The sequence below is a fragment of the Francisella persica ATCC VR-331 genome, from assembly GCF_001653955.1.
GTDB classification, from domain to species: domain Bacteria; phylum Pseudomonadota; class Gammaproteobacteria; order Francisellales; family Francisellaceae; genus Francisella; species Francisella persica.
Genome location: NZ_CP013022.1, coordinates 373,155 through 390,490, shown reverse-complemented (window position 1 = coordinate 390,490; position 17,336 = coordinate 373,155). Strand labels below are relative to the sequence as shown.

Sequence of the window (17,336 nt, the reverse complement as noted above, 5' to 3'; positions counted from 1 at the left end):
ATATAATATTATCATTTCTTATTTATTTCTTAGTCTAGATATGCCTGAAATATTAGTATTAAACTGTGGTAGTTCCTCAGTTAAATTTGCGCTTATAAATTCACATACTTCAGAATCCTTAGTTATAGGTCTTGCGGAAAATATTGCTACTAAAAATTGTAAAGTAGTTTTAAAATCTGAACATAAAGTTGAAAAACATCTTGAAAATGGTTGCTACAAAGATGTATTTGAAATGCTCAAAGGTTTTTTGGTAGAAAAAAATCATTTAGAAAAAATAGTTGCAATTGGCCATAGGGTAGTTCATGGTGGACAGTATTTTTCTAAATCTGTAGTGATAAATGCTGATTCATTAGAAAAAATGAAAGCCTGTATTCCGTTAGCTCCATTACATAATCCAGCGCATATTGAGGGCATAACATTTTGCCAGCAAATATTTCCAGAATTACCTCAGGTAGCTGTGTTTGATACGGCATTTCATCAAACCATGCCAAGTTATATTGCAGAGTATGCAATACCTTATGAGCTGACACACAAGCATAATATTCGTAAATATGGCGCACACGGTACTTCGCATAAATATGTATCACAGCAGGCAGCAAAGATCCTAGCTCAACAAAAAGCCAATGTCATAGTAGCGCATTTAGGTAATGGCTGTAGTATTACAGCTGTTGTTGATGGTAAAAGTGTAGATACAAGTATGGGGCTTACCCCCCTAGATGGCCTTGTAATGGGAACTCGCTCAGGTTGTATAGATCCTAGTATTTTTGCATATATATCCGATAACCTTGGTTGTAGTGTCACAGAAATTACAAATATACTAAACGAGCAAAGTGGTTTACTAGGTATTTGCGGTCATAGTGATATGCGTGAAGTTTCACAACTTGCTGCTAAAGATAATAATTTAGCACAATTAGCGATAGAGATCTTCTGCCATAGAGTGGCAAAGTTTGTTGCTAGTTATATGATTTATTTTAATAATTTAGATGCTTTAGTATTTACAGGAGGTATTGGTGAGAATGCCGCTAATATCCGTGAGAATATTATTGCTAAGCTAACAAATCTTGGTTTTGAGATAGATCACCAAAAAAATACTAATTCTGAGACATTCATAAATAGCAAAAATAGCCATAATATAATGGTGGTAGCGACTAATGAAGAGCTTATGATTGCTCAAGAAACACAAAATTTAATATAAGAGTTTATATGAAAAAATCTATATTTATTCTTCCAACTTCAAAACATACCGGTTTATGCTTATTAGCAAGTAGTATGGTATACGCATTACAGCAAAAAGGATTAAAAGTTTGCTCATTCCATCCTATTTATGATATGCAAATGAGCATCGAGAATATACAGGAGTACTTACTTAATAATCGTGTTAAAGATTATGTTGAGGTTGTTTTAAATAAGTTTTATAAAAAGTCACAAGATTTTGATTTTATAATAATCTCTGGTCTATTTAGACAGGGTAATAATGCTCACAAACTATACGCAATAAATGCTATTGTTGATGAGCTAAATACAGAAATCATTAAGGCTTTAAGTTCAGAAGTAATTATAACTTCATATCATGGTAACAAGCCATTAATTGATATCAATGATGAGCTAGATTATGCAATGTGTAGTTTGCCAAAACAAACTAATATAATTGGGGCGATAATCACAAAATTAAATAAGCCATACGAAGATGATGGTAGAATAAGTTTTAGTTTAACAGATGAGGATATTTCGTCAGAGCAACAGCATCAAGTAACTATAGACATGCTCAGAGAATTACCAGTTTTTGCACAAAAAGGTCTAAGTCTGATAGGTGTTGTAGAGTGGCAGCACGAAAAAACTTCACCACGAATATTAGATATTAAAAATATTCTTAAATTAAATCTTATATCAAGAGTAAGCTTAGAAGCGCGTGTTGATAGAGTTATGATGTGCTCAAGAGGGGTTGATAATTTTATTAATGATTTAACACCAAACTCTTTAGTGATAACATCTGCTGATAGGTCTGATATTCTCGTTACAGTATGCTTAGCTGCACAAAATGGTATGAAAATCGCTGGTATTTTGCTAACTGCTGAAGAGTATCTTAATGATAAAGTCAGAGAGCTTTGTGTTGAAACTGCTGAAAAAGCTGGCCTAGCAATTCTTACTACTAAAAATAAAAGTGTCAAAACTATTTTAAGAATTGCTAATATTGATCTGATGAGTTTACCTCTTGATGATAAAGAGCGTATTCAGAGGGTCAAAGAGGTTATTTGTAACTCACTAGATAGAAATAAAATAATTATTGCCATTACGGCAGATGTTATTGGGCATCAAGTGATGTCGCCACCGGCATTCAGATATCATCTATTAAAAATGGCAACAAAAGCTAAAAAAAGAATTATCTTACCAGAGAGTTATGAGCCAAGAACCTTGCAAGCTGCAAAAAACTGTTATGAGCAAGGTCTTGCTGAATGTGTGCTTATAGGTAATAGAGAGAAAATCCATAAAGTAGCAGAGATGAATGGTTTTAGTCTTCCTAAGGATATACAAGTTGTCAGTATTGATGATCAAGCTGAGACAAAATATCTAAATACGTTAATGAGTCTTAGAAAGCATAAAGGCTTATCTGAAAGTATGGCTCGAGATGCTCTTAAAAACCCTATAGTAGTAGCAACACTTATGCTTTATCTTGGTGAGGTTGATGGACTAGTTTCAGGTGCTGAACATACTACAGCAGATGTACTTAGGCCAGCATTACAGCTAATTAAGACTAAGCCAAACTCTTCTTTAGTGTCATCAGTATTTTTTATGTGCATGCCTGATGAGGTAGTAGTGTTTGGTGACTGTGCTGTAAACCAGGATCCTACAGCCGAGCAGCTTGTGGATATAGCAATCCAAAGTGCTGAATCTGCAAAGAAATTTGGTATTGAACCGCGTGTTGCAATGATTAGTTATAGTACAGGCTCATCAGGCTCAGGTGTGCCAGTTGAAAAGGTACGTACGGCTACAGAGCTGCTTAGACAAAAAGCTCCAGAGTTATTGGTTGATGGCCCACTTCAATATGATGCTGCGGTGATTGAAAGTGTAGCTAAGAAAAAAGCTCCAGATAGTCCAGTTGCAGGTAGAGCAACAGTATTGATCTTTCCAGATTTAAATACTGGTAATACAGTATACAAAGCAGTCCAAAGGAGCGCTAATGTCTTAAGTATAGGACCTGTGTTGCAAGGCATCAATAAACCTGTAAATGATCTTTCAAGAGGGGCAACTGTTGATGATATAACATATACAATTGCAATTACAGCTATTCAAGCAATATGAATTTAGGAGTATTTATGTCTAATAACATTTTAAACAAAGTAATAAGTAAATATTCTTTTGCTGGTAATAGAAGCTTTATGGTAGTTAATCCTGCAACTAATCAAGTTCTATGTAATCTTGAAGAAAAATCAGCCCAATATGTTGAAGATAGTATCCTAGTTTCAAAACATGCTCAAAACGCCTTTAGGAATAAGCTTGCTGCTGAAAAATCAAAGCTTTTAGCAAGGTGGTATGATTTAGTTATAAATAATATTGACGATTTAGCAGAGATTATCACACTAGAAAGTGGAAAGCCACTAGCCGAGGCAAAAGTCGAAGTTCAATATGGTGCAAATTTTATTCAATGGTATGCTGAGAAAGCCAAAAGAATAGATTCACGTGTTTTTGATCCTAATATTAGTAATGCTGAAGGTAGAGTTGATTATTATCCTGTTGGTGTGGTTGCGGCAATTACTCCTTGGAACTTCCCGTTTGCAATGATTACGCGTAAAGCAGCTCCAGCATTAGCTGCTGGTTGTAGTATTATACTTAAGCCATCAGAGCTAACTCCTCTTACAGCACTTGCAGCTAGAGAGCTTTTTATCGCTACTGGAGCTGATGAGAGTCTTTTGCAGGTAATTTGTGGTGATTCAAGCATCATTGGTAAAGAACTACAAAAAAGTAGTTTGGTCAGAAAAATAACTTTTACTGGATCTACAAGAGTTGGTAAGCTACTAATCCAACAAGCAGCAGAAACTGTCAAAAAGGTTTCATTAGAGCTAGGTGGCAATGCACCATTTATAGTCTTTGAGAATGCTAATCTAGAAAAAGCCGTAGAGGGTCTTATCGCAGCTAAGATTAGAAATGCCGGTCAGGTATGTATAGCACCAAATCGAGTCTTTGTGCATAATTCTATCAATAGAGAGTTTATCACTAGATTAAAAACCGCACTTGTGAATCTCAAGCAAGGAAATGGTTTGGATACTGATGTTAAAATAGGTCCTTTAATTAATAAAACAGCAGTTGAGAAAGTCCAACAGCATGTAGATGATGCTTTAGCAAAAGGAGCTAAGTTAGTATGTGGTGGTAGGATAAACCCAGAATTAGGTGGAAATTTCTATGAAGCTACTATTTTAGCTGATATGCAAGATACCATGGTTGCAAGTTGTGAAGAAACTTTTGGCCCTATTATTGCTATTTTTTGTTTTGATTCCGAAGGTGAGGTTATCCAACGAGCAAATAATACAAAATATGGCTTAGCAAGCTATTTCTTTAGTAGTGATATCAATCAAATTAGAAGAGTTAGAAATGCTTTAGCATATGGTATGGTTGGTATAAACACAGGATCGATATCAAATGAAAAAGCACCTTTTGGTGGTATCAAAGAGTCAGGACTTGGTAGAGAAGGTTCTGATGATGGTATTTATGAGTTTCTTGAACCTAAGTATAGTTTACAGGTTTTTGGTTAGTTAATTAAATTTAAAAGTATATTTTGCGTATTAAGTCAGTAATTATATTAAGTATTGGTAGTATTTTGGAGAACTTTTGATTTTCATATTTTTGGTTTATTCGCCTTACAGATATCAATGTTACTATTATACAATAGTGCATTTATCTTATTTTTGCTATTTTTGGCGTGCTTTAATTCAAGAAATATTAGTTACTGAGTTTACTGATCAACGTGACTTAGTAGTTGCTAAAAAACAATATTAAGCTACTTTTAGTTGTGTTTTGACTGTTGCAGCTACTGCGCGATATTTCTCTCAATGTTTATAGTGTTTTTACTAACATTTTGCTAAAAGGGCCTTGGTTTTGATAAGGTTATAATATCTGTATATGTCAACTATAGTAACTTATGCAATATATGCATTAGCTGTATTAGCTGGTGGGATACCTTGGCGATATTATTGGTAATAAAAATACGCAAGTATTAGGTATAATTTTGGCGATAATTACACTTATACACTAGCTATATAATTGTTAGCAAAGTCTGCTGTTGCATTATTATTTATAGTGTTATTTGTAATTGTTAATGGTTTGGTAAATACAAATTATATGATTGTAGTCTTAAATAAGATTTTATAAATTATAAAGATTTAGTGTGGCTTATAGCTATTACGCAGAATATTTCAATAGCAGTATTTATGGGAGTTTTACCAGTGCTATTTGTCTTTTTGGTAGCTGATTTGAAAATACTTTCAGCGCCGCTTTATATTTTGTTTGTTTTATACTCTTGTAGCTTTGATGTCATTATTTGACTAAAGTTTGGTAGTTTTTGCTTGTATCATCAGTCTATTAGCTTAGATATATGGCTTTAACTTAATTTGTTTGATTGTTAATATTTGTGTTTAGTCTTCTTTATAATTTCTTGCTATAATATTACGATTAATCTTATCTATTTAAATTATTTATAAAAAATTTTAAGGGTTAGTTTGCATATGAGAACACATTATAGCTCAGATATTAATGAAAAATTGCAAGGTCAAAAAGTCACAGTATGCGGCTGGGTTCATCGTCGTAGAGATCATGGTGGTGTTATTTTCTTAGATATTAGAGATAGAACAGGTTTAGTACAATTAGTTTTTAATCCAGATAATGACAATTTCAAAGTTGCTGATAGTTTAAGGTCTGAATTTGTGATTAAAGCTGAAGGTGTTGTTAACTTAAGACCAGAAGGTCAAGAAAACAAAAATATCGCCAGTGGTAAGGTTGAGATAGTCGGTGACAGTATAGAAGTTATTAATAAATCTAGAACTATCCCATTTCAGTTAGATGATTATCAGGCAACTGGCGAAGATGTCAAGCTAAAGTATCGTTATATTGACCTGCGTCGTCCAGAAATGCAGCAAAAATTGATTACGCGCTCAAAGGCAATTCGTTATGTACGTAACTTTTTAGATAACAATGGTTTTCTTGATATTGAAACGCCATTTTTAACAAAAGCTACTCCGGAAGGTGCTAGAGATTATCTTGTACCAAGTCGTAATTTTAATGGTAAGTTTTATGCATTACCGCAATCCCCACAGCTTTTTAAGCAGCTTTTGATGGTTTCAGGTTTTGATAGATATTATCAAATTGTTAAATGCTTTCGTGATGAAGATTTAAGAACAGATAGACAGCCTGAATTCACCCAGATAGATATCGAAGCTTCATTTATTGATGAAGCTTTTATTATGTCTACTATGGAGAGAATGATAGCTGGGCTTTTCAAAGAAACTATCGGTGTTGAGTTTAGCACTCCTTTCCAAGTAATGACTTTTGCTGATGCTATTGATAAGTATGGTTCAGATAAACCTGATCTAAGAATTCCACTTGAATTTGTAAATATCAAGGAAGAGATGCAAAACGAAGAGTTCAAAGTATTTTCAGAGCCAGCAAGTGATCCACAAGCTCGTGTTATTGCGCTGAGAATCCCAGCAGGTAATGATAAGCTTACGCGTAAGATGATTGATGAGTATACTAATTTTGTTGGTATCTACGGTGCTAAAGGTCTTGCATATATCAAGATTAATTCATTATCACAAGGCAAAGATGGTTTACAGTCACCAATTGTAAAAAATATCTCTGAAGAGAAATTATTCAAAGTGATTGAGAAAACTGGTGCTAAAGAGGGTGATTTATTATTTTTTGGTGCTGACAAGGCTAAGATTGTAAATGACTCAATGGGCGCGTTAAGAGCTAAGATTGGTAATGACCTTTATATATTTGATAAAGATTGGGCTCCATTGTGGGTTGTTGATTTCCCAATGTTTGAGAGAAATGATAATCGTTTATATGCTATGCATCATCCATTTACAGCTCCTAAAGTTAGCTCGGTTGAAGAGTTAGAGAACACTAATCTAGAAAAACTAAGCTCAAGAGCATACGATATGGTTATTAATGGTTATGAAGTAGGTGGTGGATCTATCCGTATTCATAAACAAGATATTCAAGCGAAAGTATTTAACTTGTTAGGTATTTCTGATGAAGAGGCACACGAGGAGTTTGGTTTTATGCTTGATGCTTTATCTTATGGTACACCTATCCATGGTGGTATAGCTTTTGGTGTCGATAGACTTATTATGCTACTTACAGGAACTGCAAACATCCGTGATGTAATAGCTTTTCCTAAGACACAGACAGCAAGCTGTTTAATGACAGAAGCACCATCAACAGTTTCTTTAGAGCAGCTTAATGAGCTTGGTATAGCTGTTAAGAAATAAGATAAATGATTATTTAGTATCAATTTAGTATGTCTTTATTTGCTATTTTTGTCCAGTGTGAGCCGGGCTTATCTATATATTGGAAATAATCATTAGTAAAAGCTCCTTGTACACATATTTCTCTGCTATGTCGCCATTCGGTATTTTCATTATTCATGATTTTTTCCATAACTCCAGGACCAGTAAGATACCATACACCTAAATCAGATCTACCACCTTCAATATTTTTAAGGATGGTATCAATATACTCTTTGATTTTTTTATTATTTGGCATAGCTGCAAAAAAGTAATTTGTAAAATAAATTTGCTTTGCTTTAATAAACATTTCATCTTTATTTTTGAGGAATTTATCTGGTCTTGTCACAAGGCAGCCATCCATATCTATATAAATACCACCATGTTTATAGATCGCAAGTAAGCGCCATAGATCAGCTTTAGCAGCACCCACTGTTAATTTTTGGTACGATTCTAGAGCCTCTGGATGATTTTCACATATATATCTTTCGGCGGCTATATTATCCATAAATCTGTATTCATAGCTAGGAGCCATAAATCTATTAAACAAGTAGTTAACGTATAGTGGTAAAGTTACTTTGTTAGTGAAATTTGTTTGCCAAATTATTCTAGGAACTTTTGTTTGTTTATTTGTTTTTATAAGAGGTTTTTTATAGTATGGCAGAGTGAACCTTTTATTGGGAAAGATTTTATGAAAAGGTACTGATGTTAATTTAACTACATTTCCTACAATTCTAATAAACCTACTACGAATAATATCTATATTTATCATAAAATCTAAATTATTGAATGTTATAATTGGAGAATTATAACATCCTAACTTTTTTATGTCATTGGAAAGTAAAAGTTTTAAAAATGCTTTAGTAATCTTTAAATCTAAACCAGCAAAGGTTGTTAATATCTTAGATAAAAAAATTGAGATTGAGACTATTGATGGTAAAAATATCAAGCTACCTGCAAAGAACGTTCAATTACTTTTAAAGTCAGAAAAGGATTTTGAACTTGAGAGTTTAAAAGAGTTATGTATAGCTGAGCTTGATATGACTTGGGAGCTATTACAGGGGCAACAGAAAACCTCTATCATCGAATTATGTGAGTTGTTTTTTGAAACAGTTGATATTAATCAAGCATATACAGTTTGGCTGTTAGTTTCTGAAGGAGTGTACTTTAGCTTTGATGTTGATTTTAGTATAAAAATTCATTCGCACCAACAAAAGGATAAAATACTTAGAGATAAGCAAGAGAAACAGCATAAAGAGCAAGAGCTTAATGATTTTATTGAACGCTTGAATAACAAAAGTTTCAATGAAGAGGATAGAAAATTCCTTAAGGAAATAGAGGCTTTAGCAACACTTAAAACTACTAAGTGTCGTTTTTTTAAGTACTTAAATATCGAAGAGTCTGAGAATAGTGCATATAAGTTGCTGTTAGATATAGGCTATTGGAATGAGTTTTTTAATCCTTATCTATATAGATATGGAGCAGAGTTGGAAAATAACCCTGAAGAATTTAAATATAATTTTGCGTCAGATAATCAGCGTGTAAATCTAACTCACTTGCATGCTTATGCTATAGATGATGAAGGTAGTAATGATCCTGATGATGCGATTAGCTGGGATCCAGATAGAAATAAAATATGGGTCCATATTGCTGACCCTTCTTCTAGTATCAACTTTGGTGACGAGGTTGATTTACAAGCAAGAACAAGAGGTTCAAATTTATATGTGCCAGAGAAGATAGTAGCTATGTTACCTCCACAGGCAACTGAGAAACTTGGTTTGGGGTTGCAAGATGTCTCTCCGGCGTTATCTATAGGTTTTAAAGTTGATCAGCAAGGTGATGTCCAGGATATTGAAATATGTTTTAGTCATATAAAAGTTACTAGGTACTCTTATGAATTTGTCGAAAATAATAGCCAACTTTTAGAATTTGGTAATATTGTTGATTATGCTAAATATTTCACCGATAAGCGTTTATCTAAATGTGCAGTTGAGCTTGATTTTCCTGAGATAAAGATATCATTAGATGATGATAAAAATGTCAAATTGATAAATTTACCTCGCCTAAGGTCAAAAACACTTGTCAGAGATACAATGCTAATGGCAGGTGTTGCAGTAGCACAGTTTTGTATTAAAAATAATATTAGCGTACCTTTTTCAACACAGCCCGAGCATGATCTTAGTCAAGATGATCTAGATAATCTTGATTCGATAGCAGATATGTTTGCGATACGTAAAAAGCTCCAAAGAGGTAAGTATTCTACTCAGCCAGACATTCATGCTGGAATGGGATTAGATAATTATGTTCAAGTAACTAGTCCTTTAAGAAGATATTTAGATTTAGTTGTGCATTATCAATTACGCAATTTTCTACAGCATAAAGATATGATAGATGCTCAAGAGATTGATAATATAATTGCTCAAGTTGATATACCAATAAAATCTAATAGACAAACAGAGCGTTTCTCAAACTCGCATTGGAAACTGGTTTACCTAATGCAAAATCCTAATCTAGAGTTTAAAGCTACAGTTATTGAGAAACTAGAGAAAGGTAGATTAATGGTTTCTATCTCAGATTTAGCAATGACAAAGAAACTTTCTGTTAGTGGTAAATATGATTTAAATGATCAAATAAAATTACAAAACACCTCTGTAAACCTTGTCACACAAGAGGCTTTCTTTAGGATTATATAAGAAAATTAACCAAATTTTAACAATAAATACACAGTTTTATCCACAGGTTATGTAAAATACTTTTTGATCTTTATGGCTAATTAACTATATTGCTGAAGTTATTGAAAATAAATGGTTTTTTGTCAATTATTAAGCTTTACTATTTCAGTAAAATATGTTTTTTCACAAAAACCTTACGTAGATATAAACAAGCTTATCCACAGAAGTTATGACTATCATTTTTTCACAACTTTTATCACTTAGTGTATAAGGCTTTGGTAGCTGTTTATCTTTAAATTGTTAATAAATTCTACAAATTAATGTATCATTCTAGTTAAAATTAGAAGATGCAAATTTTTTATGAATTATGAACTTATTGAGCCACTTGTTCAAGCAAAATTTTGTGTTATTTGGTTGCATGGTCTTGGCGCTGACGGACATGATTTTATTGATGTTGTCAATTATTTTGATGTTTCTTTAGATGAAATCAGATTCGTTTTTCCTCATGCAGATGTGATACCAGTTACTATAAATATGGGTATGCAAATGCGTGCGTGGTATGATATTAAGTCACTTGATGCAAATAGCTTAAATAGAATAGTTGATGTTGATGGTATAAATACTTCTATACAAAAGCTTAATAAGCTCATAGTTAACCAAATAGAGCAAGGCATTCCACCTGAAAACATTATATTAGCAGGCTTTTCACAAGGTGGGGTAATTGCTACTTATACAGCTATTACTTCTCAAAGAAAACTTGGTGGTGTTATGGCTTTATCGACATACTTACCAGCATGGGATGACTTTAAAGAGAAAATTACGTCTGTAAATAAAGGCTTACCTATATTAGTTTGTCATGGTACTGATGATCAAGTATTGCCTGAAGTTTTAGGTCATAATCTATCAGATAATCTAAAATCAAATGGTTTCGCTAATGAATATAGGCATTATATTGGTATGCAGCATTCAGTATGTATGGAAGAAATAAAAGATATCTCAGAATTTATAGCAAAGACATTTAAAATATGAAACAAATAATTATTGCTAGTAGAGAAAGTAAATTAGCGCTCTGGCAGACAAATTTTGTCAAGAATCGCCTAGAAAAAGAATTAAATATCGCTTGTGAAATCAGTACTATGAGAACACAGGGAGATATTTTTTTAGATAAACCACTAAACAAAGTAGGTGGTAAAGCGCTATTTATGAAAGAGCTAGAAATAGCTATGCAGAATGGCAAAGCAAATATTGCTGTACATTCTTTAAAAGACGTTCCTTATCAGTTATCACAAGGATTTTGTCTAGCGAGTTTTATGCCTCGAGAAGATCCTCGTGATGCCTTTGTCTCAAATAAGTATAAATCTCTAGATGATCTACCTCAAGGAGCTATTGTTGGGACATCTAGCTTGCGTCGTAAAGCACAACTTTTGCACTATAGAGATGATCTTGAGATTAGAGATTTAAGGGGTAATGTACAAACTAGACTGGCTAAGCTTGATAACGGCGAGTATGATGCAATTATTTTGGCTAGTGCTGGACTTATCAGATTAGAACTTAATCATAGGATAACACAATTTATTCCGATAGAAATATCTCTCCCAGCTGTTGGTCAAGGTATAGTAGTTATAGAAGCTTTAGAGAGAGATAGTGAGCTTTTAGACAAATTACAACAGCTAAATTGTGCTAATAGCTTTAGTATCGCAACTGCTGAAAGGGCATTTAATCAAGAATTAAAAGGTGGTTGTCATGTTGCAATAGGAGCTTATGGTGAGTTAGATCAAAAGCAGATAAAATTAAGGGTGATGGTTGCAAGTAGTGATGGTAAGAAAATTCTTAAACGTAGTATGATAGGAGATAACCCTACAAAACTTGGTAAATTATTAGCTCAAGAGATGATAGAGCTAGATGCATATAAAATATTGAAGAGTTAGATGGGAATTTTATTATTAGTAGGTATCGTCGGCGGTTGTCATGTTGCAATAGGAGCTTATGGTGAGTTAGATCAAAAGCAGATTATAGTAATCAAAAAACCACATTATGGACATTTTCGAATAAATATAATCAATCAGTTACTTTTTAGGAGGTAGAAAGATCTGGTCATGTTTATTTAGGTATAAGTATAGGTGAGGATGGTCAAGTAAGATAAGGTAAGCAAGTTATTTATTATCTGTAAGATTTAGTTATAGATAATTTACAATAATCTTTTTTTTTTACTACTAAGTAGCCTATATAAGCAGAAATTTTTATATCACATATAAAAACTCCAAAAAATTAATGTTATGATTAGCTAATTATTTAGCTAAGTTGTCATTTTTTATAAACTAATCGTGAAAGATCTATCAAAAAAATATAAAAAAGATAAAAAAGGATCTATGCAGAAATATTCACCAATTATTTTTGTCACTATTGCTAATATCATGTTCAAGCAATCCTGAAATCACCAAAATAAGTTTCGTAGTTATTATATGAATAGCAACTAATTAGCGCAGAACAACTAAAAAAAATATGAAACTAAAAAAGATATTTTAAAATGGAGCTGGTATCGGTGTTGTGGATATATTTATGTTTCATATAAAGATGACATTATTGATAAATATAAATATGAGGTACTACAAGCTGGAAAAATATCACCAATAACTTTTGAGCAATTCCTATATAGAAATTATGCTGTTGGCGAAAAAGTTCATGTGTATTTAAGTAAATATAAAGGTGAGAAAAGTTATTTTATCAAATCATTAGAACAATAGTATAACTTTAATTAAGATTACTTTTCAACTTTAAAAGTTGTACCACAATATGGGCAAATATTAGTTTTTTTATCTTTTAGGTCAATATACACTCTAGGGTGTAAATTCCAGTTATCATGGTATTTCATTGGGCAGGAAACACGCTCACCTGGACGAACTTTAATCACTTTTTGCTCTTTTTTCATTGTATTTAAAATTTAACTATTGCCTAATACCTAGATTTTAACAAAAATATTATTAAATTTGTAATACAAAAATAAATATAAATAACTTATACTAACAGCGTTGTTTTAAAAAAAACAAAGAGTTTTGACATATGAAAAGATTATATAGCACTAATATGTCAGCTAAGGTTTCTCGCACAAAATGGGATATTTTAGCTTTATCAATTATGCTTTTGTTATTAAGTGTCTTTGTTTGGGCAACCTCTGATCTTGGTGGTACTATTGATTATAAAAATCAGGCAAGTGTCCTAAAGTACTCAGATATTTCTTTAAGTATTTGGCTATTGCCTTACTATACAGCAGAAACGACAATCAGAATGTTTATAGGTTTAGCTATTTCACTACTTATAACCTTTATATTTGGAACATGGGCAGCAAAAAATAAAAGAGCAGAAAATATAATCATACCTCTTGTTGATATTCTACAGTCAATACCAGTTCTAGGTTTCTTTGCGATTACTGTAACAGGCTTTTTAGTTATATTTCCAACCTCATTATGGGGAGCTCAAGCTGCGGTAATTTTTGGTATTATAACAGCTCAAGCTTGGAATATGATTTTAAGCTTTTATCAATCGTTAAAAACAGTACCAAAAGAGTTAAGAGAAGTTGCTGATATATATCAACTTTCAGCTTGGCAGAAATTCTGGAAACTAGAGGTGCCATTTGCGATGCCTGGCCTGGTTTGGAATACGATGATGTCAATGTCAGGAAGCTGGTTTATGATAGTAGCGTCTGAGACAATTGTGGTTAATTTTAGTGCGTCACAGTCAATTCCGATAAATTTATCTGGTATCGGTTCGTTTATTAATGCTGCTAATAATGTACAGAGTTTCACAGCAGTTAGTGCAGCAATAGTTACTATGTTGGTTACGATTATATTATACGATCAACTTTTATTTAGACCATTAGTTGCTTGGTCTGAGAAGTTTGTCATTGGTAATAACCAATCAGAGACAAATAGTAAATCATGGTTTTTAACTATTTTGCATAAAGCATATATTGTTAAGGTTTTTATGGCATTTTTAGCTAAATGTTCTAACAAGATAGTAAATATTAAGATTTTTAAGAAAAATCTTAATAAAGCCTACAATCAAAAGGTTCATAAAAAAGCCGAAAAGTATAAAAGTATAACTAAAAGAGTAATTTGGAATATTATCATAGTTTTAATGATATTAGCATTACTATATTTTGTTTATCAAACAGTTTACGCCAAAGATAAATGTATAGGTATTGAAGAAATACTTAAAGTATTTTTATATGGACTATTTACAGGAGTAAGAGTCGCAATACTGATATTAATAACTTCACTAATATGGGTTCCGATAGGGATATGGATTGGCTTAAGATCTAAGATAGCCCAAAAAGTTCAACTTTATGCGCAAATGGCAGCAGCTTTCCCTGTAAATATGCTATATGGTGTATTTGGAACATTAGTAGTAGTGTTTAATCTTAATTTTGATATATGGTGTATTATACTTATGGCGCTTGGAACACAGTGGTATATTCTATTCAATGTTATAGCTGGGGCGTCAGCTATACCTGAAGAGTTAAAGTTAGCTGCTGAAAATATGCAATTAAAGGGCATTATCAAGCTTAAGAAGTTCCTTGTACCTGCGGTGATGCCATATTATGTCACCGGTGCTATAACAGCAGCAGGAGGCTCATGGAATGCAAGTATTATTAGCGAATACATAAACTGGGGTAAGGATTCTGTGATTCAAGCTTCAGGAATAGGTGACTATATTACAAAATATACTAATATGCCTGGAGACCATACTTCAAATGTTCTTTTAGGTGTGATAGTGATGTGTATACTAGTTTTAGCTTCAAATAGACTGTTTTGGCGCAGATTATATAACTATGCGGAAAATCGTTTTAGTATGAATATGTAAGGCATAGGAGATTTTATAATGACTAAGAAAATATTTACAGTAGAAAAAGTTAATAAAGAATTTAATATCAAAGGTGGCCATTCTATTAAAGTCTTAGATAATATAAATTTTGCTCTTTATGAAGGTGAAATTGTTGCTTTATTAGGTAAGTCTGGTTCGGGTAAGTCAACATTATTAAGAATAATCGCAGGTCTTTTAAGTCCAACTAGTGGTGATGTGCTTTATCGTGGTAAAAAAGTTTCGGCACCTGTACCAGATATTTCCATGGTTTTTCAAAGTTTTGCGTTAATGCCATGGTTAACAGTTTTACAAAATGTTAAGCTTGGTCTTGAGGCGCGTAAGATAAGCTTGGAAGAACGCCGACAAAGAGCTTTAAAAGCTATTGATATGGTTGGTTTAGATGGTTTTGAGAATGCTTACCCAAAAGAGCTATCTGGCGGTATGAAACAGCGAGTTGGTTTTGCTAGAGCTCTTGTACTTGAGCCTGATGTTTTATTGATGGATGAGCCTTTTTCTGCACTTGATATTCTAACAGCTGAGAACTTAAGAGAAGACTTGCTTGATCTATGGGAAAATAATGATGCTATGAAAGGTATTTTGTATGTGACGCATAGTATCGAAGAGGCAGTTTTGACAGCAGATAGAATAATTATATTTGGTAGTAATCCAGGATTTATTCGTGGTGAGCTAAAGATAAATATTCCACACCCAAGAAGTTCTCAGGATCCTATAGTTTCTGATCTTGTCGATCAGGTTTATCGTATGATGACTACAGCACAAACTAAAGAGCTTACAGAGCGTATGAATAAGAAAACTGCAATGACTATTGGCTATTGTCTACCGGATGTTGATATTTCTGAAATGAATGGTCTTTTAGATGAGATGGCAGAAATTAAGAATGTTGAAGCAGTTGATTTACCGCAACTTGCCGATGATTTACATCTTGATATTAATGATTTATTCCCGATAATTGAGATTTTATCAATCTTAAGATTTGCCGAAGTTTCTGATGGTGATATCAAAATGACAGCAATGGGACGTAAGTTTATTGATTCAAATATTGATGAGAGAAAATTTATATTTGGACGCTTATTCTTGAAATATATACCGTTAGCTCGTCATGTGGTTAAGATTCTTAGCGATAGAGAAAGTCAGTCAGCCCCTAGAAGTAGATTTTTAGCAGAGTTAGATGATTATTATCCAATGGATGTAGCTGAGCGAGTTTTTGACACATTTATCGACTGGGCGCGTTATGCTGAACTTATCTATTACGATGCAAATACCGGAGTAATATCTTTAGATGAAAATGCCGCAGAATATATCAAAAAAATGTAAACTACTGAACAATAAAAGCAAATAAATAGTTGTCCTGCAAAAACAAATATATTATACACTTAAAAATGAGATTGATGGAGCTAAGCTTCAGGGTGGACAACAAATTAACAATAAATCTCAATTTACTGTTCTGTTTATAGACAGTAATTTTAAAATACTACTAATACCTCTAATAGCTATTTAGGAGATGACTATTCTGGATTAGAATAACTCCTGAAGATATTGCTACCAATAAATAGTGATAAAACTATAGAAGATAAGCCTAATACGCAAGTGGTGTTTGTCTCAAACGGGAAAATAGATTTTGTGGCGGTACCCCAGCAATTACAACTCAAGGTCAAACAACCTATTTAGGTTCATATTCTAGTAATAACAGTATCTCAATTGGAATGATTTCAAGTAATATCATTGCATCAACGATATTATGACAAAGAGATTATTTTAGCGACTATTCAGTATTTTTGGGTGGTTATATTAGATGTAGATGCTCAATCATGGTTTGGTAGTCAGATAAAGTTACATATATCTTTAAATTAATAAAAGTGATATTATCAATACTAATCTGTGTTTTTAAAGAGCTAATTTCTCTGCTGGATTTTCTATACTGATTCATGGACTTCTGATTGTCAGTAGGTTTAAATGCAGGATATATTTTAATATTGCCGGAACAAGGTAATATTAGTATATCCAGTTTCTCAAAATATAAGCAAAAGTAATGAGAATATATAGTGTTATAAATTTTGATGGTACTTTAGCATACTCCATGCTTGGTGGTATCTGGCAGCTTCAGGGAGGCTGGTAACAACAGTCAATAAAGAAGATTAATCAAGATGGAAACAGTGTTAACACAGGGGCTTGGATCTAGATATCGCGCATGCTCTTAATCTTGTTGGTAGAGATACAAACTTCAACTTTAGTTATAGTCAATCAATATAATGCCTCCAATATACCTACGCCACTATCAACTGCGTCA

The 17,336-nt window shown here is 32.8% G+C and carries 12 protein-coding genes and 3 pseudogenes; 13 read left to right on the top strand and 2 right to left on the bottom strand.

The genetic code is table 11. The features are described from left to right. Positions 1-40 precede the first annotated feature (40 nt). The 5 genes and pseudogenes from FSC845_RS01945 to aspS all read left to right on the top strand — a co-directional run bounded on the left by FSC845_RS01945 (position 41) and on the right by aspS (position 7,481). The gene (locus FSC845_RS01945; protein WP_064461538.1) at positions 41-1,195 is read left to right on the top strand and encodes an acetate/propionate family kinase; all 1,155 of its coding nucleotides are present in this window, start codon (positions 41-43) and stop codon (positions 1,193-1,195) included. Between the two features lie 8 nt (positions 1,196-1,203). After that, on the top strand, positions 1,204-3,300 hold the full coding sequence (gene pta, locus FSC845_RS01940; protein ID WP_064461537.1) for a phosphate acetyltransferase: 2,097 nt from the start codon (positions 1,204-1,206) through the stop codon (positions 3,298-3,300). 14 nt (positions 3,301-3,314) lie between these two features. Next, positions 3,315-4,748 carry an NAD-dependent succinate-semialdehyde dehydrogenase gene (locus FSC845_RS01935; RefSeq protein ID WP_064461536.1) on the top strand — a complete coding sequence of 478 codons (1,434 nt, stop codon included), beginning with the start codon at positions 3,315-3,317 and terminating at the stop codon, positions 4,746-4,748. A gap of 157 nt (positions 4,749-4,905) precedes the next feature. Continuing rightward, positions 4,906-5,541, top strand: a pseudogene (locus FSC845_RS09940) (MFS transporter); the annotation flags it as partial. Positions 5,542-5,717: 176 nt separating this feature from the next. Beyond that, positions 5,718-7,481, top strand: a complete 1,764-nt coding sequence (aspS, locus tag FSC845_RS01930; RefSeq protein WP_064461535.1) for an aspartate--tRNA ligase — start codon at positions 5,718-5,720, stop codon at positions 7,479-7,481. A 19-nt stretch (positions 7,482-7,500) separates the two neighbouring features. Here aspS and FSC845_RS01925 read toward each other — a convergent pair whose 3' ends face one another. Further along, positions 7,501-8,268 carry a glycosyltransferase family 32 protein gene (locus tag FSC845_RS01925; RefSeq protein ID WP_064461786.1) on the bottom strand — a complete coding sequence of 256 codons (768 nt, stop codon included), beginning with the start codon at positions 8,266-8,268 and terminating at the stop codon, positions 7,501-7,503. Positions 8,269-8,323: 55 nt separating this feature from the next. On the opposite strand from FSC845_RS01925, the gene FSC845_RS01920 reads away from it, so the two are divergent. From FSC845_RS01920 to FSC845_RS09935, 5 genes and pseudogenes are all read left to right on the top strand, one after another. Further along, positions 8,324-10,189, top strand: coding sequence for a ribonuclease catalytic domain-containing protein (locus FSC845_RS01920; protein WP_064461534.1), 1,866 nt, complete (start codon positions 8,324-8,326; stop codon positions 10,187-10,189). 339 nt (positions 10,190-10,528) lie between these two features. Further along, positions 10,529-11,197, top strand: a complete 669-nt coding sequence (locus FSC845_RS01915; protein WP_064461533.1) for an alpha/beta hydrolase family protein — start codon at positions 10,529-10,531, stop codon at positions 11,195-11,197. Next, a complete protein-coding gene (gene hemC, locus FSC845_RS01910) occupies positions 11,194-12,096 on the top strand; it encodes a hydroxymethylbilane synthase (RefSeq protein WP_064461532.1) in 903 nt (300 codons plus the stop codon). The genes FSC845_RS01915 and hemC overlap by 4 nt, the downstream gene beginning before the upstream one ends. Further along, entirely contained in the window at positions 12,097-12,252 is a 156-nt protein-coding gene (locus FSC845_RS08015) for a hypothetical protein (RefSeq protein ID WP_162489928.1), read from the top strand. Between the two features lie 465 nt (positions 12,253-12,717). Next, positions 12,718-12,912: pseudogene (locus FSC845_RS09935) on the top strand (hypothetical protein); the annotation flags it as partial. A gap of 17 nt (positions 12,913-12,929) precedes the next feature. Here FSC845_RS09935 and FSC845_RS01905 read toward each other — a convergent pair. Next, positions 12,930-13,097 carry a zinc-finger domain-containing protein gene (locus FSC845_RS01905; protein ID WP_068594350.1) on the bottom strand — a complete coding sequence of 56 codons (168 nt, stop codon included), beginning with the start codon at positions 13,095-13,097 and terminating at the stop codon, positions 12,930-12,932. Between the two features lie 131 nt (positions 13,098-13,228). Here FSC845_RS01905 and FSC845_RS01900 point away from each other — a divergent pair, with 131 nt between their 5' ends. From FSC845_RS01900 to FSC845_RS09930, 3 genes and pseudogenes are all read left to right on the top strand, one after another. Beyond that, positions 13,229-15,028: an ABC transporter permease gene (locus FSC845_RS01900; protein WP_068594348.1), complete on the top strand. Its 1,800-nt coding sequence runs from the start codon at positions 13,229-13,231 to the stop codon at positions 15,026-15,028. 18 nt (positions 15,029-15,046) lie between these two features. Then, on the top strand, positions 15,047-16,363 hold the full coding sequence (locus FSC845_RS01895) for an ABC transporter ATP-binding protein (RefSeq protein WP_064461531.1): 1,317 nt from the start codon (positions 15,047-15,049) through the stop codon (positions 16,361-16,363). 308 nt (positions 16,364-16,671) lie between these two features. Beyond that, a pseudogene (locus FSC845_RS09930) lies at positions 16,672-16,876 on the top strand (DUF3573 domain-containing protein); the annotation flags it as partial. Between the last annotated feature and the right edge of the window lie 460 nt (positions 16,877-17,336).